This window comes from Leptolyngbya sp. FACHB-541, from assembly GCF_014695875.1.
Lineage (GTDB): Bacteria > Cyanobacteriota > Cyanobacteriia > Elainellales > Elainellaceae > JAAUTN01.
Window position 1 is genome coordinate 1 of sequence record NZ_JACJPC010000146.1, and the last position, 24,625, is coordinate 24,625.

Annotated in this window: 19 protein-coding genes; 9 read left to right on the forward strand and 10 right to left on the reverse strand. The window is 48.7% G+C overall.

The window, feature by feature from the left end:
• Positions 1 to 42 precede the first annotated feature (42 nt).
• Complete coding sequence (locus tag H6G00_RS32020; RefSeq protein ID WP_190799830.1) at positions 43 to 768, reverse strand: hypothetical protein; 726 nt, start codon at positions 766 to 768, stop codon at positions 43 to 45.
• Between the two features lie 570 nt (positions 769 to 1,338).
• Here H6G00_RS32020 and H6G00_RS32025 point away from each other — a divergent pair.
• The 3 genes from H6G00_RS32025 to H6G00_RS32035 all read left to right on the forward strand — a co-directional run bounded on the left by H6G00_RS32025 (position 1,339) and on the right by H6G00_RS32035 (position 6,886).
• The gene (locus tag H6G00_RS32025) at positions 1,339 to 1,695 is read left to right on the forward strand and encodes an MGMT family protein (protein WP_190799831.1); all 357 of its coding nucleotides are present in this window, start codon (positions 1,339 to 1,341) and stop codon (positions 1,693 to 1,695) included.
• Between the two features lie 218 nt (positions 1,696 to 1,913).
• Positions 1,914 to 3,701, forward strand: a complete 1,788-nt coding sequence (locus tag H6G00_RS32030) for a peptidoglycan-binding domain-containing protein (RefSeq protein WP_190799832.1) — start codon at positions 1,914 to 1,916, stop codon at positions 3,699 to 3,701.
• Positions 3,702 to 4,243: 542 nt separating this feature from the next.
• Positions 4,244 to 6,886 carry a DUF4114 domain-containing protein gene (locus H6G00_RS32035; RefSeq protein ID WP_190799833.1) on the forward strand — a complete coding sequence of 881 codons (2,643 nt, stop codon included), beginning with the start codon at positions 4,244 to 4,246 and terminating at the stop codon, positions 6,884 to 6,886.
• Between the two features lie 95 nt (positions 6,887 to 6,981).
• Here the strand turns inward: H6G00_RS32035 and H6G00_RS32040 are convergent, their stop codons facing one another.
• On the reverse strand, positions 6,982 to 7,497 hold the full coding sequence (locus H6G00_RS32040; RefSeq protein ID WP_190799834.1) for a DUF411 domain-containing protein: 516 nt from the start codon (positions 7,495 to 7,497) through the stop codon (positions 6,982 to 6,984).
• Positions 7,498 to 7,665: 168 nt separating this feature from the next.
• On the opposite strand from H6G00_RS32040, the gene H6G00_RS32045 reads away from it, so the two are divergent.
• A complete protein-coding gene (locus H6G00_RS32045; RefSeq protein ID WP_190799835.1) occupies positions 7,666 to 8,592 on the forward strand; it encodes a glycine betaine ABC transporter substrate-binding protein in 927 nt (308 codons plus the stop codon).
• Here H6G00_RS32045 and H6G00_RS32050 read toward each other — a convergent pair.
• Complete coding sequence (locus H6G00_RS32050) at positions 8,587 to 9,462, reverse strand: urease accessory protein UreD (RefSeq protein WP_190799836.1); 876 nt, start codon at positions 9,460 to 9,462, stop codon at positions 8,587 to 8,589. The genes H6G00_RS32045 and H6G00_RS32050 overlap by 6 nt on opposite strands.
• 8 nt (positions 9,463 to 9,470) lie before the next feature.
• Between H6G00_RS32050 and H6G00_RS32055 the strand changes: the two genes are divergently transcribed.
• The gene (locus H6G00_RS32055; protein ID WP_190799837.1) at positions 9,471 to 9,785 is read left to right on the forward strand and encodes a hypothetical protein; all 315 of its coding nucleotides are present in this window, start codon (positions 9,471 to 9,473) and stop codon (positions 9,783 to 9,785) included.
• A 1,058-nt stretch (positions 9,786 to 10,843) separates the two neighbouring features.
• Here H6G00_RS32055 and H6G00_RS32060 read toward each other — a convergent pair.
• From H6G00_RS32060 to rfbF, 5 genes are read right to left on the reverse strand one after another with little or no spacing between them, the layout of a single operon-like run.
• Positions 10,844 to 12,157 carry a Gfo/Idh/MocA family oxidoreductase gene (locus H6G00_RS32060; protein WP_190799838.1) on the reverse strand — a complete coding sequence of 438 codons (1,314 nt, stop codon included), beginning with the start codon at positions 12,155 to 12,157 and terminating at the stop codon, positions 10,844 to 10,846.
• A 2-nt stretch (positions 12,158 to 12,159) separates the two neighbouring features.
• A complete protein-coding gene (rfbC, locus tag H6G00_RS32065; RefSeq protein WP_190799839.1) occupies positions 12,160 to 12,708 on the reverse strand; it encodes a dTDP-4-dehydrorhamnose 3,5-epimerase in 549 nt (182 codons plus the stop codon).
• Positions 12,708 to 13,733, reverse strand: coding sequence for an SDR family oxidoreductase (locus H6G00_RS32070; RefSeq protein WP_190799840.1), 1,026 nt, complete (start codon positions 13,731 to 13,733; stop codon positions 12,708 to 12,710). Before H6G00_RS32070 ends, rfbC begins: the two co-directional genes overlap by 1 nt.
• An 8-nt stretch (positions 13,734 to 13,741) precedes the next feature.
• Positions 13,742 to 14,956 (reverse strand): L-2-hydroxyglutarate oxidase, encoded by a 1,215-nt coding sequence (lhgO, locus tag H6G00_RS32075; RefSeq protein WP_190799841.1) that lies wholly within the window; start codon positions 14,954 to 14,956, stop codon positions 13,742 to 13,744.
• A 32-nt stretch (positions 14,957 to 14,988) separates the two neighbouring features.
• Positions 14,989 to 15,762, reverse strand: a complete 774-nt coding sequence (rfbF, locus tag H6G00_RS32080) for a glucose-1-phosphate cytidylyltransferase (RefSeq protein WP_190642581.1) — start codon at positions 15,760 to 15,762, stop codon at positions 14,989 to 14,991.
• A 38-nt stretch (positions 15,763 to 15,800) separates the two neighbouring features.
• Between rfbF and H6G00_RS32085 the strand changes: the two genes are divergently transcribed.
• The 4 genes from H6G00_RS32085 to H6G00_RS32100 all read left to right on the forward strand — a co-directional run bounded on the left by H6G00_RS32085 (position 15,801) and on the right by H6G00_RS32100 (position 22,616).
• A complete protein-coding gene (locus H6G00_RS32085) occupies positions 15,801 to 16,064 on the forward strand; it encodes a hypothetical protein (RefSeq protein ID WP_190799842.1) in 264 nt (87 codons plus the stop codon).
• A gap of 690 nt (positions 16,065 to 16,754) precedes the next feature.
• Positions 16,755 to 18,836: a GDSL-type esterase/lipase family protein gene (locus H6G00_RS36390; protein ID WP_190799843.1), complete on the forward strand. Its 2,082-nt coding sequence runs from the start codon at positions 16,755 to 16,757 to the stop codon at positions 18,834 to 18,836.
• A 253-nt stretch (positions 18,837 to 19,089) separates the two neighbouring features.
• Positions 19,090 to 20,787: a GMC family oxidoreductase gene (locus H6G00_RS32095; protein ID WP_190799844.1), complete on the forward strand. Its 1,698-nt coding sequence runs from the start codon at positions 19,090 to 19,092 to the stop codon at positions 20,785 to 20,787.
• Between the two features lie 158 nt (positions 20,788 to 20,945).
• Positions 20,946 to 22,616, forward strand: coding sequence for a GMC family oxidoreductase (locus H6G00_RS32100; protein ID WP_190642584.1), 1,671 nt, complete (start codon positions 20,946 to 20,948; stop codon positions 22,614 to 22,616).
• 69 nt (positions 22,617 to 22,685) lie between these two features.
• On the opposite strand, the gene H6G00_RS32105 is transcribed toward H6G00_RS32100, so the two are convergent.
• Entirely contained in the window at positions 22,686 to 23,687 is a 1,002-nt protein-coding gene (locus H6G00_RS32105; protein WP_190799845.1) for a glycosyltransferase family 2 protein, read from the reverse strand.
• Positions 23,688 to 23,772: 85 nt separating this feature from the next.
• Positions 23,773 to 24,498, reverse strand: a complete 726-nt coding sequence (locus H6G00_RS36395; protein ID WP_190799846.1) for an acyltransferase — start codon at positions 24,496 to 24,498, stop codon at positions 23,773 to 23,775.
• Positions 24,499 to 24,625 lie beyond the last annotated feature (127 nt).

Sequence of the window (24,625 nt, forward strand, 5' to 3'; positions counted from 1 at the left end):
CTCAGAATGCCCGCACTTACACAAAAATCTGAATACTCTCAACTATGAGGTAAGACTAGCTTCGGCGGCTGATTTTGAGAGGCTATAGCAACCTGTCTTGCCGCGATACCATTTGTTGACCTTTAAGCCAGCAGAAAGGATGTTTGAAACCCGCTCACGAACTGTACTCCGGGCTTCCTTAGGAATATCAACGACAAAGATAGCATCAATGATTTCACCAGTTTCAAGTACCCCGCCCGGCTTACGTCCTAGCACTTGAGGAATTGCTTCGGCAAGGGAACTCTTCCCAAACTCATCTCGGATGTATTGCTGCCAGCCTAATGACCTACGGGCTGGTTTCGTCACCTTGCTAGCTCTTTCACCCTTTCTTTTGGGAGCAGACTCTTTGGCAGCAGAGGTAGTTTTTCGAGGTGTTTTACCCCTAGATTTTTTAGGTGTTTGAGAGGTGTTTTCAGCAGGTGGAATCTCTGTTTTGCTTTCTGCGATCGCCACTGTTCCATTGGTTGGCGCTTCACTTGAGATTTTGGAAGCAGTACCGTTAGTTTTGCTGTTAGGCAGAGTCTCACCTAGCTGTTGCAACAAATCAGAAGTCGATGCCCCCCCCAGCGAAAACATGCCGATGACTGTTTTCAGTCCCTTCCTTTTTTCCTGAATTGTTTCTAGCCGAGCGAGTAGTTCAGCTTCTTGCTGTGTGAGTTCAGAATCGGCCTCAATCAATTTGGAAAGAATCGGGTCAGATGCTTTGCTGGAAGGTTGAGAGTCTTGCACAGTAGGGAATTCCTTTTATTCAAATGTTGAACATCAACGCTAGGTAAAGAATGGATGGTCTCAACCCATTCGACACCTGTTTTCTACAGAAGCGCATGTGTGAAGGTTGAAATCCTCTTATTTGCAATTGTATGGCACAAGTACTCTTAAAGCGATCGCTTTTTAGTCTTTTATATCGGTATTTTTGAGTTTTTTCCCAAGAACATACACTTTTCGTCAAAAGCAGCACTAAATCTCACCCCAAACGAGATCACTCCAAACATTCTGAAAGCTTGTAATGCTGCTAAATGCAGCGGTTGTTAATCTTATAGCTAGCCGTTAAAGTCGAGCTCAATATATTTGGGCTACTGGTCGTTTGATATTGGTTAATATCTGCATAGATTTGGAGGAGCTTTGAAGAGTCCAATCTGTAGTCTAGAAGGGTCTGAGGGGAGGCATTTGAGCAATAATTCTGATTGGATTCCAGGGGATATTTGCTGGACGTTATACCCTGATAGAGGCATTTGCTCCTTTTCAGACATATTCTTGAATTCAGAGCATTTCTACCCTTGTTTGGGAACCAGTGTTTGAATGGCTAAGACAAAAACGAGCTATGACGTGATTTATGAAGTAGTCCGTCTCATTCCCAAAGGGCGGGTAGCTACGTATGGGCAAATAGCAGATTTGGCAGATCTACCTGGACAGGCACGGTTAGTTGGCTATGCACTCTATCGAGTAGATATGCAGCTATCAGATGTTCCCTGGCATCGAGTGATTAATGCAAAAGGTGAGGTGTCAGAGTCACCTCTACGCTACGGAACAGACTATTTGCAGCGATCGCTCTTGGAGCAAGAAGGCATCCTGTTTAGCTCTGAAGGTAAAGTTAATCTGAACGAGTACCGTTGGCGACCAAAATTGCCGATTTGGGAGACGCGGGATGAGGAGTAAGGAAATTCTGTTATACGACAAAAGGGATGTGTTGGGCTATACTGACTGCTGTTGGGCAAGGCATCCTAAAAAGAAATGCGATCGCTACTAACTTGCTATAGTTGACAGGACAGAGCTAGCAAACTGCTAACTCGCTTCAGGGGACTACCGTTCACTTAACGCTGTTGAAGCCACATCGTTTCAGCTAACCGTGCAATAGCCGAACGGCACCCCCTCCTATGTCTGACCCATCAATTTTGCTGCTGCTGACTTGTGTTACTTGCGCTGACAGCCCTGACAGTTTTGCCCATCCGGCTATGTTGGACTGCTCTACGGTTGAGGCTTCTGTTCAGCCGCAGCGATCCGGGCGGTTAGAGAGTGCGATCGATTGCACTCATTCTGTTAGTGCCCCAGAGGTGATTCCGGCTTTTATAACTACTGCTTCTCAGCCTGTAGCTGCAGTTCAAACTACCGCTCAAACTGTTGTGACTGAGGGAGCAATCGCGCCTCCTGAACCCTTCATCCTGCCTGAGACCTTTACAAAACCACCAACCGCAACGAATGCTCCTCAGTCTAACCAGTCCTCTTCAGCTAACTCGACTTCCGTTGAGTTACCTGGTTCATTGAGGTTGAGTAGTCGGGGTGAAGCCGTAAGTCGGCTCCAGGAAAGATTGCAGCAGCTCGGACACTACACGGGTGCCATAGATGGCATCTACGGTCAACTAACCTTGGCGGCTGTCACCGAATTTCAACAAGCAGAAGGGTTAACGGTCGATGGCATAGCCGGCCCGGTCACTTGGGGTAGGTTGCAGGTTTCAGCAGCCTCTACCACTCCTTCAACGCAGCCTAACCGACTAACGGCGAGACTGGGTTCAGGCGACGCATCAGGCTCAGCCCCTGCAACAACAGAATCTCCATCACCCGATCGAGCAGCTCAAACGGCAGAATCAGAGCGCACAGAGACTGCAAGCACAGCAGGAGAAACGGCAGCCAATGCCTCTACCGCCGGAGAAGGTCAGATTCCACCCACAGAAGATACGGATCAAGTAGAAGACGCTGACTTAGAGCAGTCATCTGCCGATCGCGAATCCCAACAATCTCCCGAATTTGTCTTTGATACCTCACCCAGCGGTATCCCCTTCTACTTCTGGATAGGTGCTTGGGCAATTTTTTACATTGGAGGAATGGTATTTATCTTCAAAGACAACATCATCAGTAAATTGGGTCTTACATGGGGCACTGACGATACTGAACCGCAAGACATTCAGCTTCCCACGTTTGGACCACAAACCACAATGGGTGAGTTTGCCTCTGCTTTAGACTATGGGCAGAGTTCAGATGATTCCGATGGATTTGGTGCCGCGATTTCTAATTCTTCTAAGCAAGAAAAGCAGAATTTGGTGAGCCAGCATGACTCCCCTCTTTACTTTTCAAGGGAGGGAGACAGCCCTTCACAAGAGACTGAAAACCTTCAAACAGACTCAAACCCTCCTAGCAGGATGAGCAACCCTCCCATTTTTTCCTTGTTGGAAAAGCTGGCTTATGAGAGTCCCAGGCTATCCAACCAGGAACTAACCCCGGTTTGGGCAGATGGAGGGGTCGTTGAGCCAGTTAGAGGGCTATTTAGTGACTTGCCGCATCCACTAGGCGGTCAGCCGTCAGAGCGTAGACGAAATAAGGCGATCGCCCCCCCTCCCCCACCGCCCGGGTTTATTCAATCCCAAAAGCAAAGTTCAAATCAAGCCGAAGCCCCCAGCACTCTAATTGCCACTTTGCCTGATGAAGACCCTGAAACTAACAATTCCTACACTTACGCGCTGCTTGATAACGCTGAAGGATATTTTCTATTGAAAGGAAATGAGTTGAGAATTTACGACTCTGCCCTAGTTCAAATTGAATCCGATGTTGATCATGCAATTACCTTGCGCCGCACCGACGCTAAAGGGACGCAGGTTGATAAGTCATTCGTAGTGAACTTCACAAAAACCGACGATGATGACGCAGCGGAAGTAGCCCGCTCAGCCTAAAGAAACGACTGCAAAACGATAAATATTTACTCTTGAAGGACTTACGCATTCGTTCACGTCATCCACGGCTTATGCCCGAGATAACGTGGAGTTTGTGTCATACCAACTTGATTCTTAGAGGTTGCAGATGCGGGTAAGGACTCATCGCAATGAGCCCTTACAGAAGTTGATGTGTCGCGAAGCCTGGTTAAATCGATATCAGTTTTGCATTATGTCTGCATGAGTTCTGTACTTTTCAAAAGTCACTCAAAGGACAACGGTTTTTCTTTAACGACTGATTAGAATTTCTGGTAAAGATACAGGAAATTGCGTTTTTGTAAGTGATGATTGTAAAGTAGCTCGCATCGCTCAAATTAATGAAATCCGGAGATCAATGAATCCGAGGCTTGAACAACGGAAAGGCTTCTAGTTCGCCTTTATCTAATTTTCTTCTACCTGAAGTGTGAGAATTGCTGCCTTTAAGGGAACTTTATTGTTGTACGAAATGTCTAAGAAGATAGCTTGGGTGCTCTGCCGACTGACGTTCACTCAAAGGATAATTCATGGCTATTATCACGGTTACAACCACCGCAGACAGCGGAACTGGTTCACTGAGAGAAGCAATTGCCAATGCCCAGTCGGGAGACACTGTCAAGTTTTCATCCAACCTTGCTAACCAAAAAATTACGCTAACCGGCGGACAGCTTACAGTTAACAAGGGAATCTCCATTGATGGTTCAGAAGCGCCTAACTTAACCGTTAGTGGTAATAACTCCACCCGTATCCTCGTTGTCGAGAAATTTCTAAATGTCAATATCAAGAATTTGAATTTCACCAGTGGAAAAACCATAGGTGTAGGAAGTGCGGGTGAAGGTGGCGCAATTCAGGTGCGTGACTACAGCACATTGACTGTAGAAAACAGTAAATTTACCAACAACAAGGCGAGTCGTGGTGGTGCAATTCGCGTCGGTTACGGCGGCGGATTGACAGTGCGAGGCAGCACTTTTGATAGTAACGACGGCACCCTCTCAAACGATGGCTTTAGCGCTGGGGCGATCGCCACCTACGGTGCAGGCGGAGCGGCAGGCACAGGCAAACTCGTGATTGAAAACAGCACCTTCACCAACAACAGGGGGGTGAACGGTGGAGCTGTTTACAATCTGCTCGGACCTGTTACCATCAAGAACTCAGTTTTCAAGAACAACACCAGTACTCGCGAAGGAGGAGCCCTCTTCACCGATGGTGCCAATGGCGACGAACGAGATACTGTGGGTGGCAAGATCCTGATTGAGTCCAGCCAATTTGAGGGCAACAAAGCCACAGCAGGGGGAGGAGCGCTGTACCTGTGGACTTACACCGGAGACGAAGTAATTGTCAAAGACAGCAGCATTTTGGGCAACTCCGTCACTAGAGGTGGTTCAAACAACCTCGGACGCGGCGGTGGAATCGAGTTTGCTGGCAGTAAACTCACGATCGTCGACACGACCATTGCGAATAACACCTCTCCAGTCCAAGGTGGTGGATTGTGGGTGAACAACAATACCTCTGCTGTCACCATCACCAACTCCACCATTTCTGGCAATAAAGCCTTGGAGGATGCAGGTGGTGGAATGTTCATCAATACTTGGGACGGAAAACCTGTCAAAATCACCAACTCCACCATCGCTGACAACTTCGCTGGACGGGATGCCGGCGCAATCTGGACGGGCGGTAGCAACAGTGACGATGTCACCTTGACTAACACCCTCTTGGCAGGGAACGTTGCACAATCGACCAAACAAGGGCACTCCAATTTCACCCTGCGCGATGGCGGTGGCAACATTGTTGAAACCATTGTGGATGGCAGAGGACCCAAAGTCACGCAAAACAGTCGTTATGTAGATGATGTGAATCTGGGTGACTTGTTAAAGGTCGGTAATGACTATGTGCGTCAGCTTTTGCAGGATAGCCCAGCTATCAATTCAGGCACGACCAACGGTGCAACTACAACTGATCAGAGAGGAGTTACACGGGACAGCAGACCAGACGTTGGAGCCTATGAGGTAAAAACTCAAACGACAATTCCCCCCAGAGAGGAGCCTTCCCTTCCTAGTGAGCCTCCCACACCACCAGACACTACACCACCAGACAGTGGCACTCCTACGCCTCCTAATAATGGCGGTGAGACTCCCACACCCCCAGACAGTGGTTCTCCTACACCACCAGACACTACACCACCGGACAGTGGTTCTCCTACTCCTCCCGATACGAGCACGCCTGACCCTCTTGTTGCTGAAGCAGATACCATTACGACGAAGGCGAACACCGAAGTCAGAGTTGAGGTGCTTGCCAACGACCAGGTAGCAGGTGACTTTACCCTTTCCATTGGCGATCGCCCCACTAAGGGGAATGTCACACTTGACAACAACGGTACGCTCAACAACCTAACAGATGACTTCATCCGGTACACCCCTGAAGCTGATGCCACAGGCGAAGATAGTTTTACCTATCGGTTAAGTCGGAATGGCGAAAGTGTCTCTGGAACGGTCAAAGTTACAGTCACCGAAGACCCATTGCCAGAAACTCCGTTGCCGACGACTCCGTCGCCCAGTCAGCCCTTGCCTGAAACTCCATCCCCTGAAACCCCATCGCCTGAAACTCCATCCCCTGTTGAGCCTGAGCCTAGTCTATTTACGCAAACCAAACTAATTGATTTGCGTAACATTGATCTCAATGGCGACGGTGAATTGAACTCAGAAGTTGCAGCAACATTTGATGAGGTTACTAGCAACGCAGCCTACAGCAACTCAGTTGGGCTATACGTTGTGGTAGATGAATCAGGGGCAGTGCTTGATTCAGACACTGACCAGTTGATCCGCCCAGGAGAATCAGGTTACGCAGAGGCAGCACTCAAACAACGGCTAACGGATGTAGAACTCGACCGAGCTACAGGAGAACTTGCAACTTCCTTAGAAACGGGTGCGCTTTTGGCACCATACATTATCTCCAACGGCACGGCAGATGAGTTCCTCAGCCAGAACCCCAGCAACTTGGAAAACAGTGAACCGCTCAATGCTTTCTTTGCCTTTGGAGTAGCCAACCCTGACAAGAAGGATCACGTCAAACTGCTCAACGACAATACCCTTGTCTTTGAGGATAAGTTGGGCGGAGGCGATCAGGACTTCAATGACTTTGCCTTTAAGGTAAACGTGCAGAGTGCTGTGTAAGACAGTTTCTAAACAGCGCATGAAGTCAGCGATTTAAATTGAGACAAAAAAGGTGAGGGTAAAACCCTCACCTTTTTTGTCAAAAAGTCCGATGCTTAAAATGAGTAATGATTAAAAACTTCTGTGTTTCCTTGCTCGTCAAACGAAAACACGCTGAAAGATTCTCGCTCATCTCCAGATTCCATACCTGGTGTTCCGACTGGCATTCCTGGAACAGCAATCCCTACAACATTGGGACGTTCCGCTAGCAGTCGTTTAATGTCTTCAGCCGGGACGTGTCCTTCGACTACATATCCATCAATGATTGCAGTATGGCAAGAGGTTAAGTCATCTGGAATTCCGTATTGCTGTTTGAGAGCATCAACTTCGGGCGTAGGCGTATTGGTAGCCTGAAAACCTTGAGTCTCCAAATGTTCCATCCATCCTCCACAGCAGCTACAGGATGGATCGCGATAGACCACAATTTCGGGCATAGCTTCAGACATCACATCAGGCGTTGAAGCGGCCTCTGCACTTGCAGTTGTTAGCACAATGACGGTGGCGATCGCCATCCAACACACTACAATCAATTTGACATATTGATAAATCTGAGAACCTATTACTTTGATCATGACTCGTTCCTAATTGATCACCCATTCCTGAGATTGCTCTACGGTCTATTTTAGAAGTTGATTTTCAGTTCGCGAAGTATATGTAACAGCCCAACCCTTTCAACCTGCTCTAAAACATGCTTTAGTCTTGTAGTAATTTATGGGTAATTGGTGCATGAGGGCCATTCTATGAAAATAGTCCGTCGTTTGTTGACATTTCTTCTCATCGTTGTCCTGACGACGGCGATCGCGGTAGCTTGTAATTCTGGTGGAACTGGGGATAATATTGCTGCTCCTGTGCGAGTGGGGTCTAAAGATTTTACAGAGGAATTCATTCTGGGTGAAATGTATGCGTTGGTGCTAGAAGACAGCGGTCTTCAAGTAGAACGAAAATTCAATTTGGGTGGTACGCCCGTAGCCCAGTCCGCGATCATCAACGACGAGATTGACCTTTACCCTGAATATACGGGTACTGCGCTGCTGACCGTTTTGAAGTTGCCTGTGAATAGCGATCGCCAGCAGGTCTTTGACACCGTTTCATCGGAATACAAGGAACAGTTTGATTTAGTCTGGCTAGACCCAGCTCCCATGAACAACACCCAAGCTCTTGCCATGACTCAGGAGAAAGCCGAGCAGTATGGCATTCGCACGATTTCTGATCTGGTCGGTCAAGCTGAGCAGCTTACGATTGTGACAACGCCTGAGTTTCAAGAGCGGGAAGACGGTTTGCCAGGATTGAAACGGGTGTATGGAGAATTTGACTTTAAGCAATTGATTCCAGTGGACGCAGGGCTGAGATATGAAGCACTGGTCAGAGGCGAGGCAGATGTAGTCGAGGCATTTGGAACCGATGGACAAATCAGCGCTTACAATCTGGTTGTCCTGGAAGATGATAAAGGCTTATTCCCGCCCTATCAGGTTGCTCCTGTGGTGCGGCAGGCAGCGCTAGACGCAAATCCAGAAATTCAGGATGCCCTCAATGCTCTGGCTCCCAAACTTACGGATGAAACCATGCGTCGGTTAAACAATGAGGTAGATGGAAATGGGCGTGAACCTGCTGAGGTTGCCCAAGAGTTTTTAGTTCAAGAGGGTTTCCTCAATGACCAAAGTTCATGATGGCCAAACCCTTGAGTTGCAACTGGGGCGATTCAAGCAAGCGAGCCGCATCAGATGCCACACTTCCGTAAACCAGCGTCGAGCTTCCAGGCTTGAGCAACCACGATAACGGCAGAGCATCCCTGACATCAAACGAGTCACGCCAGCCTCACCTGGGCGATCGCCCTTCCCTACTTTCCGTTCCGCCCAAAGCTGTCGAGCTTTTTCTATCACTTCATTGGGGAGCGATCGCCCTACCAAAGCAAAGCTAGCAACCACCGGATAATTGTTTAACCCGTGCAGGCTAGTCAGCATTTCAGAGCCTCCCTGTAGCCATTGGGGGTCTACCCACAGGAGTTGGTTATTTTGCCAGACTTCGGTGTGCGATCGCCATTCGCCACTAGCAAACTTTTCACCTCTGGCACTGCGTCCCAGTCGAGTCATTTCCCAGCCCAGCCATAGCGAATCTTCGGCTAAGTCAACTCGCAAATTCTGACGATAGTTTGCGCCATCAAACACAATTGTTTCCTGGGGCAGCCATTCCAGGCAGGCTCCAGCAGCAACTTTAAGGTGAGTCGATTGTTTTGCTTCCACACCCTTACTCCGATACACCTTGGCAGCGGATGCAGTTGTGATTAGTGCATGGGCTTGGGGATGCAGGGAAACATTGAGAGAGAGGCGATCGCTCCCCACAATGCCGCCAGCCGTATGCAAAATTACGCTATGGCAAACCTCAGAACCTTCTGGGTAGAACGGTCGCTGCACTTTGAGCGGGGCTTGAGCAAAGGCACGACTGAGTTGAGTAGTACCCTCACGCTGGGCAAACTCTAGCTGTAGGTTGCCCTGCCAACCTGCCCATAAGTCAGACGTTGATTCAAGAATTTGATTCACAGCAAAACATGACAACACGACGGGGTGAGGTGCTGGTTGCAATCCTCAATAACGTGCAGGATATGAAGAGCGCCTGTGAACAGCACTGGTATCGCATTCCTGTCGAGAGCGTCGAGAAGTTTTTGAAGCAACACTGGGCACCGGAGCGGTTAGCGTTTTATCAAACCAAAGTCTTTGGAAATGAAGCCTACGCTGTGAATTACTATGCCCGTGTCCAAAACATTTGTAAAGTCTATCGCTGTGAATTGTTTCCCGATGAAGCGCTGAATGAGAAATCTCAGAGGCAATATTACCAACTAAAATTTTGGCTTTGCAGCGGTTGAATAGGGCGGTGGTGAGCGATCTCTGCCACAGAATTAGCTTTATTCCAACCACTTTAGAGAAACTGAAAACTGCAACAAAAATCAGCGATTTGCCTAATTAGTTCTGTTTAGTAGTTCAGGCTAATTCAGGCTCTGAACTCGCTCCTCACGCTAGTGAGCTAAAGGCTCTTTGTAGTAGTAACGCGGCAAGCTTAAGATATTGCTCTAACTTCAAGAACTGAAAACTTCTGTCAGTGTGAATTTAACCCTATTTCGTTTCGCCGTTTCCCGAGAAGTCTACTGGCTTTATCCTCAGTATACAAAGATGCGTCTTCTTTAAAGCTTACGACAATATACGTAAGCGACCAAGATAAAAACGATACGAACTACCATAATTACTGATAGATAGCTCGACAGCTTAATTTGTTCCCAACACATCAGTTCAATTGAGATCTTGAACAATTGGCAGGTTTCTTAGGACTAACGCAGGAGCAGGCCAAATAGAAAACTGGGTGCGGCTTGATTTGACCGTTGAAATTATCCGCTAGTCTAGGGTCGCCGTCATTTTGAGGGTTAAGGGCATCTCCGTAAGTCTGTTGAATGGAGTAAGAGTGCTTCCGAGGAAATTGTATTAAAAGATACTAAACTCAACCGCTGAGGCAACAAGCAGGTTTACTTTGTTACATGTCTTTACATTTGCTACATCTTCAATTGAGGTTCAAAAGCACATGCAAACCTTCATCAAATGTTTACTTAGACTATTCAGCCCGGTTGGATTACGCAAGCAAAAATCAAGACCTAAAGATTATGCTCGTTTTTATCAGGAACAGCAGTCTAGGCAGGGAAACCCCCACGGAGAGGATTTTGGAGAGTAAAAAAGTATCCGTCAGAGATTTTCGGGTTGCAGCGGTTACAGCAGCGGTAGGGAGCAATCACTTCTGTAAAGGTCACTTTATTGCACCACTTTAAAAAACTAAAAACCGCCGCAAAAATGAGCAATTCATCTAGTCAACAAAGATAAAGGGTGCAGGAAACTGCACCCTATAAGTGAGTGAGATAGGGAGAATGGGCGATCGCCCTTAACCGACTGCTGCCATTGGTTTTGCTACGCCAAAGTAGGCGTTTTGCTCAGCCCGCAGTTTGTCACAGAGCCGACCTTCCGGTAACTCCACATCATCGTAAGTGAGTACCCGATCTTTAGGCACATCTCGCTTGAGGCGGCAGCCCTCAGCTAAGCCCATCGGCAACAGGTTTTGTGCCTGAGTCACATCAGCATTTTCACACTGTCCGTAAGTCATGTAAAAACCAATGCCGTCTAGGGTTTCTCCTGCTTTTAAGTCAATCTTGGCAGTGGTGACTACTTCAACTTGGGGCGCACCCAACGGAGCCATCACTGCATCCCCAAAGAGAACCACACGAGCGACCGACAGGGGTACCTCAAAGTGACAGAGGTGATAGGGGGTATAGAAGCTGTAGAGCGGGCCTTCGCCGAGTTTGTAGAGGTTGAGGTAGTGTTGTTGTTTGGGGTCATCGTGAGTGCCGAAGACGAAGACACCCGGTCCAGGCTTGGCACCCACCACGTAATCCACAATACCACCAAGCTCTTTAAGCTGGTCTACGTCATACATTCCGGTCATTTCATCCACATGACCTTGGAAGTCGTAGCCCAACATGCCACGCTGAGCAACCTTCATGCCCGTGGCGTTAGCAACGATCGCCTGTTCAAAGGAGATCTTAGAGCCATCAGCAAAACTAGTCACCATGTGCGCTTTTTGTCCCCACTTCTTGGCGAACCCCTCTTGAGTAGTAGGGTTACGGTAAGGATCTTGCAAGCCTTTGATGTTGCCGCAGAGCAGCGGGGTTACGCCAATGCTCTTGACAAAGCGGTACAGGTTCATCTGCACACCGGGCTGATCACCATCACAGGCAGACAGAATTACACCAGCGCGATCGGCGTAGACTTTGAGAATAGCGCCAATGGTGCCGTCGAGTTCGGCGTTCATTAAGATGACGTGCTTGTGGTGGGCGATCGCCTCCAGCACCACTTCTGCGCCAAACTCAATTGTGCCGGTTACTTCAACAATCGCGTCAATGCCCTCAGCCTGACAGAGCAGTTTAGCATCATCGGTGATGGAGTATTTGTTTTGGGCGATCGCTTCCTCTAGCTCCGCAACTGTCTTGACGACTCGAACATCCTCAATACCTGCCTCGGTATACGCCCGCCTTGCGCCATCAGTACTGCGGTTAAAGATGGCAACCAGTTCCATGCCGGGGACCGAGTTAGCAATCTGGTTAGCGATACCGCGACCCATAAAGCCTGCCCCGATCATCCCAACTCTGATCGGATTCCCTGCTTCTGCACGAGCTTTCAGAGCATTATCAACAATAATCATGGCTAAACTCCTACAGAAACAGCTTCATCAAATAGTGCCCAAGCAGCATCTTTGTCTGAAATAACGCTTACGGGCATCGGCCACTCAATCCCAAAAGCAGGGTCATTGTAGCGCAAACCACGCTCATAGCCTGGAGTGTAAAACTCACCAACTTGATATACGACTTCTGCACCATCCGTGAGTGCTTGATAGCCGTGAGCGAACATATCGGGAACATAGAGCGCCCGTCGGTTATCTTCACTTAGCTCCACACCAATATGCTGTTTGTATGTGGGTGACTCAGGACGCATATCAATGATCACATCGTAGATTGCGCCACGAGTACAGCGGATCAGCTTGGTTTCAGTCGCAGGAGCAACTTGATAGTGCATTCCTCGCAACGTGCCTGCCTTATGGTTGTAAGACAGGTTGCACTGCGCCACTGTCGGCTTTAAGCCATGCGCTTCAAACTCTTTCATGCAGAAAGTACGAGCAAAGAAACCGCGAGGGTCTTCGCGCAGCTCCAAATCTAGGATAAAAGCGCCTTTGAGCTTCGTTTCGGTAAATAACATTACTTGCTCCAGAAGAAATCTTTGTCAATTTGCTGAGTGCGAATTAGGTATTCCAGTTGCTTCAAACGAGTAAACCCTCTCGATTGAAACACGTCTTTGTCCATGTCAATCTGACTAAATAGGTCAAACAACTGTTGGGCACCGCGTCGAGCATCCCATTCACACTTAAAGCCAGGTAGTTGAGTGTTGATCTTCTCAAAGGAAACCCGGTAGCTGCGGTTATCTGCTCCATTGTCGCCAAAGCTGAGTTGACAACCCGTGAAAATATCAGCAATAATTTCCGCGATCTCTTTTACCTGATAGTTATTTGCGGTATCGCCCACGTTGAAGATTTGATTGTGGACAATATCACGGGGTGCTTCCAGGGCGCAAATAATTGACTTTGCAATATCCAAAGCGTGAACCAGAGGACGCCAGGGCGTTCCATCACTGGTCATTCTGATCTCTTTGGTCGTCCACGCCAACCCCGCCAGGTTGTTCAACACAATGTCAAACCGCATCCGAGGCGACGCACCAAAGGCGGTCGCATTTCGCATGAAGGTGGGGGAGAAGTTGTCATCCGCCATCTTGGTGACATCGCGCTCAACAAAGGTTTTGCACTCAGCGTAAGCAGTTTGGGGATTAACTGGAGTTTCTTCTGTTACATCGCCCTCAGTCGCAACGCCGTAAACGCTGCATGAGGACATATAGACAAATCTCCGTACTCCCGCCTGCTTTGCCAGTTCTGCTAGACGAACTGAGCCTTTATGGTTGATGTCGTAAGTGATGGTGGGGGAAAGCTGTCCGGTGGGGTCGTTCGACAGTTCTGCCATGTGAACGATCGCATCGATTTCTGCTAGGTCTTCTAGCTCAATATGACGGATGTCCTTGTTGAGAGTTTTGGCAGTCAAATCAGTGCCGTTGTAGAGCCAGCCAACTTTGTAATAGCCAGTATCTACCCCCGTCACATCATGTCCTCGCTCCATTAACAAGGGAGCAAGGAGTGAACCGAGATAGCCTTCTGTTCCAGTAACCAGTACTTGCATAATTTTTCCTAGACACTCAGGGTGGGTTGTAAATGTTGGGGAGTAGGGATTTGTGCGGCAACTGCTTTGCCAATCTCAAGGGAGGATGTTGCAGCAGGAGACGGGGCATTGCAAACGTGAATGGAATGCTCGCCTTTGACAATGAGAAAGTCATCAACCAGCTTGCCATCATTCATCAACGCTTGGGCCCGAACTCCGGCATGGGTGGGAACCAAGTCTTCAGATTGCACCTCTGGAATTAGTCGTTGTAAGCTGCGAACGAAAGCAGCTTTGCTAAAGGAACGAATGATTTCCTGAATGCCTTCGTCAGCGTGCTTTGCAGCTAGCTTCCAGAAGCCAGGATAAGTCATGACTTCGGTAAAGTCACGCAGGTCAAAATCAGTCTTTTTGTAGCCTTCACGTTTGAGGCTCAGCACGGCGTTAGGTCCAGCATGGACACTACCGTCAATCATCTTGGTGAAATGAACGCCTAGGAAGGGAAATGCAGGATTCGGAACAGGGTAAATCAGTGTCTTGACGAGATACCGCTTCTCAGGAGTGAGTTCGTAGTATTCGCCTCGAAAGGGAACGATTTTGGCTTGCGGATCGACCTGGTTGAGTTTGGCAATGCGATCGCTATGCAATCCCGCACAGTTAATTACAAACCGTGCCTCAAAAGAGCCTTGATTTGTCTCAATTACCTGACCTTTTGGTGTATCTACAATCTTCAACACTTTTGTGTTGAGACGCAAATCGCCACCTTGTTGCTGAATTAAATCAGCATACTTTTGGCACACCTGTTTGTAGTTGGCGATCCCAGTGGAAAACACTCGAACTCCAGCCAGACAACTCACATGAGGTTCAATTTCTTTCACCTCTTCAGCGGTGATTTTGGCGACCTGAATGCCGTTCTCCAAACCCCGGTTATAGAGAGTTTCCAGCATCGGTAGCTCTCGCTCTTCCGTTGCCACGATCACCTTGCCGCAAACTTCGTAATCGATGCCGTGTTCCTGACAGAATGCCACCATTGACTGGCAACCATCCCGGCAAAACTTCGCCTTAAAGCTTCCCGGTTTGTAATAAATGCCAGAGTGAATCACACCGCTATTGTTGCCCGTTTGGTGAAACGCCCAACGGTTTTCCTTCTCCAAAACAAGAATGCGGGCATCAGGATAACGCTGACCCAGTTCCATTCCTGTAGATAGTCCAACAATTCCACCACCGACAATCGCAAAATCATACATGGGTATGTGCCCCTATCACCTTATTGATTGCATTACCAAACTTTCCAGGGCGCACTGCCGCTCTTCCACAGCCCTTCCAGGTAATTTTTGTCTTTGAGCGTGTCCATCGGTTGCCAAAAACCACTGTGTTTGAAGGCAGATAGCTGCTCATCATGAGCTAGTTTTTGCAGCGGTTCTTGTTCCCAGACGGTTGAATCATCGGCAATGTAGTCAATTACGTCGGGTTCTAAAACGAAGTAGCCTCCGTTAATCCAGGCTCCATCACCACCGGGCTTTTCATGAAAACTAGTGATTTTGGTTTGCTCTTGTCCTAGAGAAATTGCTCCAAATCGTCCAGGTGGCTGAGTTGCGGTCAACGTTGCCAGGGTCTTTTCAGATTTGTGGAACTCAATCAGTTCTCCAATGTTGATATTGCTGACACCGTCGCCATAGGTAAAGCAAAATGCCTCATTCCCGATGTGTTCACGAACGCGCCTCAACCGTCCACCCGTCATGGTGGATTCGCCCGTATCTACAAGCGTGACTCTCCAGGGTTCAGCGTTGCCGTTGTGAACGTTCATCTGGTTAAACCGCATATCAAACGTTACATCTGACATACGTAAGAAGTAATTAGCAAAATACTCCTTAATTACATAACCTTTGTAGCCACAGCAAATAATAAAATCGTTAATGCCATAAGCAGAATAGCTTTTCATGATGTGCCAAAGAACTGGCTGACCACCAATTTCAACCATCGGCTTCGGTTTAATTGAGGTTTCTTCGCTCAAACGAGTGCCAAGTCCTCCGGCCAATATCACTGCTTTCATACGATTACCTCGCAGCTTGATAGGGGTCAATTTCTTAGATGAATAAACTCAGCCGAGTCAGGGAAATTTTGAAACAGCAAAACTGGAATCGGGAAAACCCAGAAAATCAGAAGCGGACAGTGAACAGCAGAGACAGGGGAAACACTAAACATGGTGCGATCGCTAAGCAGTTGAACTATCTAAAGCATTTGCTATGGCGACGACTGATGCAACAAGAATCTAAAGTGAGGTTAGCAGGAAGTTTAGGTCCAAGCTGTAAAGTCGTGGTGAACAAACCAATTTCTTGTGTGAAAACTACATGAAAGGTATACGTACTTTTCGGATTTGCATGGGGGGAGTTGTTAGTAGAAACCGTAGCAAATTTGGGTGGATGAATGGAAACTCTCAAGCTTTTTGCGTTGATTTCACTCTAATCAAGTAAAATCAGCAATTCTACTGCTTCACTGAAGTTTCATAACTTTGAGGCTTAACCCAAAATCTACTTAAAGACTAAGTAAAGTCATGCTTTACCCATAGCGCCACGTTGCAGAATTAGCTAGGGTGTGACAGATAGAACATGAGGATTAAGTGCATTCATGCACACTTCTAACTCTTGTATACTCCACTGTCTTCGTTAGCCGATACGTAAGCAGATGGACATAATTAGAAACTAGATAGAAAAACCGGGGAGTAACCCCTAGATCACTCCCCAGTTTTTCTGTACTTGGTTCAATTAAGAGACTCTACTTATCAGCCTTTCCAACCCCTAAATTTTTTGGCATTTGGCTGAGTGAAAAGAATTTGAGCCGTGATTTGTTTTGCCTGTACGAACCCTGAAATTGCTTTGTTAAAAGGCATTGGACTTAAGCATCTCAATCAGTCCGGCTTACAAGGGGGTAGTCCAATAATTTACGCTTGAGCGCCAGCAAAGCCATTTTTGGCTCTAGACGGTGGTTGTAAATCAAGTTGTGCAAACTGCTAAAGCTAAACACTACAAATAGATCTGAAAGATTATGGCATTCCACAATCAAGCTCAATCGGGTTCTGACCAACCTCGTTTGATCAGGAGAGCTACAAGAGATTTGCTGTCTCCCACAGCGACGCTTCGGACTGCCAACGTGAGTCAGTTTGGTAGTCGAACGCATACCTTTACCGTTACTTACCGCGACAACATACGAATTAACCGCTCTAGCGTGGTGGGAAGAGATATTTTAGTGACTGGTCCAAACGGTTATAGGCAGCTTGCTACGCTGGTTAGCACAAGGTTTGGCAGTAATGATAGAGCTGCGGTCGTCACCTATCGCCTCAGAGCTGCGGGTGGCACCTGGAACCCAACAGACAACGGCATTTACCGACTGTCCATGTACAGAAGCAGGGTCAAGGACACCAGCGGCAACCTGGTGAAAAGAGGCAACCTAGGCTACTTTCGAGCCAGGGTTGCAAATCCTCCGACTCCAGCCGATCCGGCCCCTACCGTTCAATCGTTTGAAGCGCCATCAATTGTTCTGGATAGCGGCTCAGCCTACATTCAAGTCACGTATGCAGACAATGCTGCAATTGACTTGTCTAGTCTTGATTCCAATGATGTTCGCGTGACTGGGCCCGATGGATTTGACCAGCTTGCTACCTTCATTCAAGTGGAACCTGGCACCAATGGCACTCCGCGTACCGTAACCTATCGCATTGATGCGCCCGGTGGCACCTGGAACCCAACTGACAACGGCAGCTATACGATCACCGTTCAGGCTAACCAGGTCAAAGACAATCGCAGTAATGCAGTCGTCGCCAGAACCGTCGGAACTTTTCAAGTTAACCTTTCTGCCTCAACTCCTCCGGGCAGCACCACCTCCAATGGCACTGCGGAGAATGACGTTTTGTTTGGCAGTTCAGGCAGCGACACGTTGAACGGTGGAGAAGGTAACGACACTGCTGACTACGCTCAATTTTCTAAAGGAATTGTTGCCAATCTCAGCACAGGCAAAGTGTCAAAGCTTGCCTATGGTGGGTTAGCCTTGCCCAAAGTTATGCCTGTAGGAGACTCCATCACCGCAGGTCAACATAGGCAACAGCCAAGACCTGGAACGTACCGCATTGAGCTGTTTAATCAGCTGGCGGCCGATGGCATTGGTATTGACTTCGTAGGTTCTCAAAGCAATGGTCCCAGTGGCTCATTCGATCAGGATCATGAGGGACATGGTGGTTGGACAATCAACCAGATGATTGACTTGGTGAATGATCCTGGATTCCTAGAGGGTTACAACCCTAACATTGTGATGATCATGATGGGAACCAATGATGCCACTAACGATACGGTGGCGCAAATGTCCGCCGATATTAAAGCTTTGATCGATGAGTTTGCTGAGCGCTTACCCAATGCTCATTTATTAGTTAGCTCTATTGCTCCAATTAATGGAGAGGTGCACGGGGAAAACCGTGTCCAAAGAGCCAGCGATTTTAACCGACTTTTGCCTGGTCTGGTTAGCGATAAGGCTGCTGAAGGAAAGCGGGTCTCCTATGTAAACGTGGGGGGTAGTCTCACGTTGGAAGACCTCATCCCAGATGGACTGCATCCTAGTGCGGCTGGCTACGACAAGATGGGCGGTAAGTGGTATGACGCGATCGCCAAACAGGGCGTACTATTCAACGGTCAAGACACCCTCAATAGCGTCGAAAATCTTGTCGGTACAGCCTTTGCAGATAGCTTGACGGGTAACTCTGGCGTAAATGTGATTGAAGGCGGAAGGGGACGCGATCGCCTGACTGGGGGCGGCGGCGGTGACACTTTTGTTTTCCGAAGCGCAAACGAGGGAGGTGACACCATTACCGACTTTGGCACGGGCGATATCCTGCAGATTTCGGCTTCTGGCTTTGGCGGTGGACTGGCAGCAGGTGTTGCATTGAGCGGCGGCACTGCTGCCGCTAGAGGAGTTCTAGTTCAGGGAAATACACCTGTTGGCAGCAGCGCCAACTTCCTCTATAACAACGGTGTGCTGAGGTTTGACCAGGATGGTACAGGTAGCGGGGCAGCAGTGGCGATCGCCACCTTCGCCGGTAATCCATCACTGAATGTCAACCAAATTTCGATTGTCGCTTAGGACGTAGGAATTGAGGCAGCGATTGTGAGTCGTATGGTTAACGTCTACACCACTCACAATCGCTGCCTGTTGAAAACTACCAAACGTGTTTTTGCGTAAGAGTTTCTCCTCAAATAAAGCACGACAACTTGAAGATTCAGTAAAAGGTCGCAGCTTCGCTCCCCAGGTTAAAGTAAAGCGACGTATATTTGCAGGGAATTACAGAAAATTCTGTGGAATCTGTTGTCTGAAATAGCCAGTTAATCTACTCATTATGCTAATTGATTCACGCACTTTACCTGCTGATCAAGTTGTTGAAACAGACGTTTGCATCGTCGGAGCTGGTCCTGCGGGAGTCACGCTAGCACGAGAACTGGCTGGGCAAGATTTTCAAGTTTGTTTGCTAGAAAGCGGTGGGCTGGACTTCGATCCTGATACTCAAGCACTCTGCGAAGGCAAGACAGTTTCTCCGCAGCGCTATCCCGCTGACGAACTGCATGTAGGACGCTGTCGGCAGTTTGGCGGCTCTGCCAACTACTGGTGCATTCAGATCGATCGTGACGAAAATCAGGCTCACGTTCGGCACGTCACGCCAGACGACATTGATTTTGAGCAGCGAGACTGGATTCCTTATAGCGGCTGGCCATTTCGCAAGGCTGACCTTGCCCCCTACTACCAAAAAGCTAACGCGATCTGCAAAATTGGCCCAGATACCTACGAAGCCGCTGCCTGGGAAACTGAGCAGGCAAAACGGCTTTCGTTTCAGGGCGATCGCATTCAATCCAGCGTCTTTCAGTTTGGACCTCGCGCCGTTTTCACCCACGAGTATCGAGAAGAGCTGAATCACGCAAGCAACGTCACCACCTACCTCAACGCCAATGTCTTGGAAGTTGAGACCAATGAAACTGCCACTGCGGCAACGGGCTTGCGCGTTGCTACCTTAGACGGCAAAGAGTTTCGCGTCAAAGCCAGAATCGTGGTGTTGGCAACTGGCGGTTTTGAAAATGCTCGACTGTTGTTGCTTTCAGACAAAGTTCAGAAGAATGGGCTAGGCAATCAGAATGACCTGGTTGGTAGATTCTTTATGGATCATCCTGGCTTTCGATTTGGCGTATTCATCCCCGCCGATCGCAAATTGTTCAACACAACCGCCTTGTATGACCTGCATCGAGTCAAAAGCACGCCAATCATGGGCAAGTTGACTCTGAGCGAAGAAGTCTTACGTCAAGAAAAGCTGCTCAACATTTGCCTCATGCTAGTGCCCAGACCCAGCGGCTACGAATCCAGAGCAGTCAACTCCTGGAGAAATCTACTGTCTGCTGTCAAGCGCAAACAGTTGCCCAAAGAGATTTGGAAGCATGTAAAGAACGTTGTGTCTGAGCTAGATGACATCGTTAACTATGCTTACCGTCGAGCTAAAAAGCTGGAGTTTATCTACAGCCCCCGTATGGGTGGCTGGTCGCGTCGTCCGGCAGACATTCGCAACCTCAAAGCGTTTGAGGTAATTGCTCAGGCAGAGCAGGCTCCTAACCCTGAAAATCGCGTAACACTGACGGATGAGTGCGATCGCCTCGGTCGCCGCAAAGTCTGCCTCACCTGGCGTTGGAGTGACATTGACCTGGAAACGATCAAACGAGTTCAGCAGATTTTGGTTCAAGAATTTGCTCAATCTGGGCTAGGCGAATTTCAACCCCGCGATGAAATCGAAGGCGGACTTCCTCGCTTTGGCAGCACCCATCACCACATTGGCACCACCCGAATGCACCCCGACCCCAAGCAGGGCGTGGTCGATGAAAACTGTCAGGTTCACGGCGTTGCGAACTTATTTGTTGCAGGTAGTTCTGTCTTTCCTACGGGGGGCGGTTATGCTAACCCCACGCTCACCATTGTTGCGCTTGCCGTGCGGTTAGCAGACCATGTAAAAACAACGATGGCAGCAAATGTGAGTACCGTGAATGGTAGTCCTGTATAGGAATGGTGGGTGGGGCACAGAGTGCCCCACCCACCATTCTTCAAAACATTACGATACTGCACTTCCCCGTGAGTTAGAAATGAGAGAAGTAAAAGCTTTCATTCCTAACATTTTGATTTGAACTGTCCCAAGCCGCTAGTCAACAAGGCATTGATTTTATGATGATTGACGCACGCACACTACCCCTCAACGAAACCATCGAAACCGATGTTTGCATTGTTGGCACTGGGCCTGCGGGCATGGCACTCGCGCTAGAGTTTGCAAACAAGGATTTCCGCGTCTGCATGTTAGAAAGCGGTGGCATTGAGCGGGACGAAGAAATTCAAGATTTGAGCCGGGGTAAAACGGCTCACCGCTACCCCGATCTAGAAGTCACCTACAATCGTCAAATTGGTGGCACAGCCAACATCTGGCATATCCAGGTTGGCAAGAATGAAATGGGGGCGCGGTTTGTTCCCTACAACGAAACAGATTTTGAATATCGCGAGGAAATTCCCTACAGCGGTTGGCCCTTCAGTCGGGCTGACCTAGACCCGTTTTATCAGCGTGCCCAGAGCATTTGTGGACTTGGACCTTACAACTACGACCCAGATTATTGGTCTGACGCGAAAACGCCGAAACTGCCGCTGAAGGACGATCGCCTTAAAACGGTGATGTGTCAGTTTGTTCGCATCAAGACCTTTATTCAGAAGAATCGCGAGGTCATCCAGCAAGCGAAAAACATTACAACCTACTATTACGCTAACGTACTGGAGGTTGAAACGGATGAAACCGCCAGCATTGCAACGGGTGTGCGAGTTGCATCAGCACCCGGACAAGAGTTTTTTGTGAAAGCCAAAGTCGTAATTTTGGCGGCAGGTGGCTTTGAAATTCCGCGACTATTGCTGTTGTCTAACAAAGTCCAAAAAACTGGATTGGGTAATCAGCACGACTTGGTTGGCAGATTTTTTATGGATCATCCCTGCTACTTCGGTGGGGTGTGGTACCCATCGCGTAAGCAGATGCTAAACACCAGTGATTTATACGATCTGCGCCAGGTAAACGGTACCCCGGTCATGGGTAGACTCGCCCTTACCTCTGAGGTCGTGCGTCAGGAAGGAATTCTTAATGTGTTTGGCTTCCTGCATCCTCGGCAGGCAGGTTATCGCTCTCCGGCAATCCAGTCAGCCCGAACCTTGGCAAATTCTCTGCGTCGCGGCAAACTGCCGAAAAATTTGTTCAAGCATCTGGGAGATGTTTTGGGTGGATTCGGTGATCTCGTCGCGGTTGCCCGCAAACGGTTATCTAAACCTACCGCTGATTTAGCTGCTGCGGATAAGGGCGGCTGGTCATATTTACCGGATAAAGACAAACTGTTTAACTCATTTGAACTGCTGCTCTCTGCGGAACAAATTCCTGACCCCAATAATCGAATCACGCTGATGGAAGAGTGCGATCGCTTTGGTCGTCCCCGGGTACAGCTTCATTGGACCTGGAAAAACGACCTCGACCTCCGCACCATCAGGCGAGCACAGCAGATTTTCAAGGAAGAATTTGAGAAAGCTGGTTTAGGTCGTCTAGAAATTGGCGACCCAAACGCAGAGCCAGAAATGACTGCTAGCAGCGCTCACCATCTGATGGGTGCAACCCGAATGCACAACGACCCCCAACAAGGCGTAGTAGACGAAAACTGCAAGGTTCACGGCGTTTCAAACCTGTTTATCGCCAGCAGTTCCGTCTTCCCAACTGGGGGACAGGTTAATCCTACGCTCACTATTGTTGCTTTGTCTGTGCGCCTAGCCGATCAGGTTAAGCAAGTCATGGCCTCTAACGTCGCGATGGCGGAATAGGTAGTTTCTTTGGAAAACCCTACGGGGCGAACGGCTGTTCGCCCCTACGGATAGACTACACAGTCGAGCTTATCCCTTAACCACTTGCTCGATTAGCCCGAAGACACCGCCATAGTCCTGTCCATTCCGTGACTCCTGGAGAATCTTTTTGGCTCGTCTGATTTTGCGTCTGAGCCGATGCTTTAGGGCGCGTTGATTGGTTAGAAAGTCGTAGTATTCCTGCTGCTCAAAGGCATCGGCTTTGGCATTTTGAATCACAACTTGAGGATGCTTGAGCGGAAAGGTCATCTCCTGGGTTGGCATATTTGCCCGCCAATCATACACATCTCCGGTGTGAGCCGCTGCTGCATTGAAGCCGATGTTAGACACCAGGTTGATGTTGGGGGCGATCGCCAGTCCATTCTGTACCCAGGAAGCAAAAATCCACTGCCAATCCCAGGTATCAATCCCTTTGTCATAAGTTGTTTGGAACGTGTTGCGCCACCACCGAACCGCCTTTGGATCGCCTAGAACATCGGTCAACCAACCATTATCGCGAAGCTCTGGCCAGAGCTTCATCTCCGGGTCATAATTTTGCCAGGACCGCCGCCAACTGGCCCAGCCCCAGAAGTGGGTATAGCGGGAAAAGTAGTAGCTGTCCTCAGTACGCCTCCGCCCCATCTGAAAGTTGTCACCACAGACGGCAACAATTCGCTCATCGTCCCGGTAGCGCTCTAGCAATTCCTGGCAATAGCGGAAAAAGCTGGGATGAGGAACACAGTCATCTTCTAGAATGATTGCCTGCTCAACCGTGTTAAATACCCAGTCCAGTCCGCTATAAATCCGCCCCAAGCAGCTTAAATAGCTATCGGCATAATTAGTTAATACCTCACAATCCCAATCGACCCGTTCGATAATGGCGCGAGTCTGGGCACACTTTTCGGCTTCGCCTTCCTTTTCGGGTCTGGGTGCATTGGCAACCACCAGCAGCTTAGGGGGTTTTGCCTGACGAACCGCTTCAAACACCTTCTCGGTGGTGTGAGGTCGCCGATAGATCAGCATGGCTACTGGCGTTTCTAGCTCGTAAGACATCTAAACCTCTTCACTGAAGACAAAACTACAATTGCCCCTAAATCTTGGCACAGGACTAATCGCAACTAAGTAGATGGAAAGTCATTTAAGATTGCGGGGCTTGGGCTAACGCTTCTTTTAACTCCTCAACCGGATCGTTGCTGCGCCGCTGGGAAATCACCCTGGCAGGAACACCGACCGCAATTGAGTAAGGTGGAATATCTTTGGTCACTACTGCGCCTGCGCCGATCACGCTGCCCTGTCCGACCGTTACTCCATCCAAGATGGAAACACTGTGCCCGATCCAGCAATCGTCTTCAATTACAATTCCCTTCCGGCTAAGTCCCTGGTCGCGGATTTTGCGATCGCCATCTGCAAACTGATGATTGCTGGCATAGATGCCGCAGTGAGCCGCAATCAGACAATCCTTGCCAATGGAGATGTTGCCCGGACCGTGGATGACGGTGTAAGGTCCGATGGAGGTGCGATCGCCAATTTCAATTCGGCAATTATCGCGGCTGACCTTTACGCCGATGCCATAGGCAAACTGTACATTATCGCCAATGCAGATTTGGCTATCTTGTCCTTGACCATCCAGTCGAACGCCCCGGAGGATTTTAACGCCGTTACCGATGGCGATCGCAGGCGTATTCAAAAATTCTGCACCTGGCTCAATGTAGACCGACTTACCCAGCTTCCCTAAGATTTTGCTGTAGAGAAATCGCCGGATTGCCAACCCCTGCGATAGCGGAATCCACCCAACTAGGGCTGTAATTGTTGCCCCCTTGCGGCTTAGCCATGTTGAGCGAGGCTGAGACTTTTCAGTAGACATGGCTAACAACCAATAGGAGAACTCATCCCTACTGATATACCAAACCCAGAACCGAGAAGCAAAGCCTAAAACTATCCTTCTTTCAGGATGTACATAGATTTCACCAAAACTTTATCGACTTCCCGAT

What these genes read in the sequence shown, in the direction of transcription:
- H6G00_RS32025 (WP_190799831.1), top strand. Translation starts at nt 1,339, where the DNA reads ATGGCTAAGACAAAAACGAGCTATGACGTGATTTATGAAGTAGTCCGT.
- H6G00_RS32030 (WP_190799832.1), top strand. Translation starts at nt 1,914, where the DNA reads ATGTCTGACCCATCAATTTTGCTGCTGCTGACTTGTGTTACTTGCGCT.
- H6G00_RS32035 (WP_190799833.1), top strand. Translation starts at nt 4,244, where the DNA reads ATGGCTATTATCACGGTTACAACCACCGCAGACAGCGGAACTGGTTCA.
- H6G00_RS32040 (WP_190799834.1), bottom strand. Translation starts at nt 7,497, where the DNA reads ATGATCAAAGTAATAGGTTCTCAGATTTATCAATATGTCAAATTGATT.
- H6G00_RS32045 (WP_190799835.1), top strand. Translation starts at nt 7,666, where the DNA reads ATGAAAATAGTCCGTCGTTTGTTGACATTTCTTCTCATCGTTGTCCTG.
- H6G00_RS32055 (WP_190799837.1), top strand. Translation starts at nt 9,471, where the DNA reads ATGACAACACGACGGGGTGAGGTGCTGGTTGCAATCCTCAATAACGTG.
- H6G00_RS32060 (WP_190799838.1), bottom strand. Translation starts at nt 12,157, where the DNA reads ATGATTATTGTTGATAATGCTCTGAAAGCTCGTGCAGAAGCAGGGAAT.
- rfbC (WP_190799839.1), bottom strand. Translation starts at nt 12,708, where the DNA reads ATGTTATTTACCGAAACGAAGCTCAAAGGCGCTTTTATCCTAGATTTG.
- H6G00_RS32070 (WP_190799840.1), bottom strand. Translation starts at nt 13,733, where the DNA reads ATGCAAGTACTGGTTACTGGAACAGAAGGCTATCTCGGTTCACTCCTT.
- lhgO (WP_190799841.1), bottom strand. Translation starts at nt 14,956, where the DNA reads ATGTATGATTTTGCGATTGTCGGTGGTGGAATTGTTGGACTATCTACA.
- rfbF (WP_190642581.1), bottom strand. Translation starts at nt 15,762, where the DNA reads ATGAAAGCAGTGATATTGGCCGGAGGACTTGGCACTCGTTTGAGCGAA.
- H6G00_RS32085 (WP_190799842.1), top strand. Translation starts at nt 15,801, where the DNA reads ATGAATAAACTCAGCCGAGTCAGGGAAATTTTGAAACAGCAAAACTGG.
- H6G00_RS36390 (WP_190799843.1), top strand. Translation starts at nt 16,755, where the DNA reads ATGGCATTCCACAATCAAGCTCAATCGGGTTCTGACCAACCTCGTTTG.
- H6G00_RS32095 (WP_190799844.1), top strand. Translation starts at nt 19,090, where the DNA reads ATGCTAATTGATTCACGCACTTTACCTGCTGATCAAGTTGTTGAAACA.
- H6G00_RS32100 (WP_190642584.1), top strand. Translation starts at nt 20,946, where the DNA reads ATGATGATTGACGCACGCACACTACCCCTCAACGAAACCATCGAAACC.
- H6G00_RS32105 (WP_190799845.1), bottom strand. Translation starts at nt 23,687, where the DNA reads ATGTCTTACGAGCTAGAAACGCCAGTAGCCATGCTGATCTATCGGCGA.
- H6G00_RS36395 (WP_190799846.1), bottom strand. Translation starts at nt 24,498, where the DNA reads ATGTCTACTGAAAAGTCTCAGCCTCGCTCAACATGGCTAAGCCGCAAG.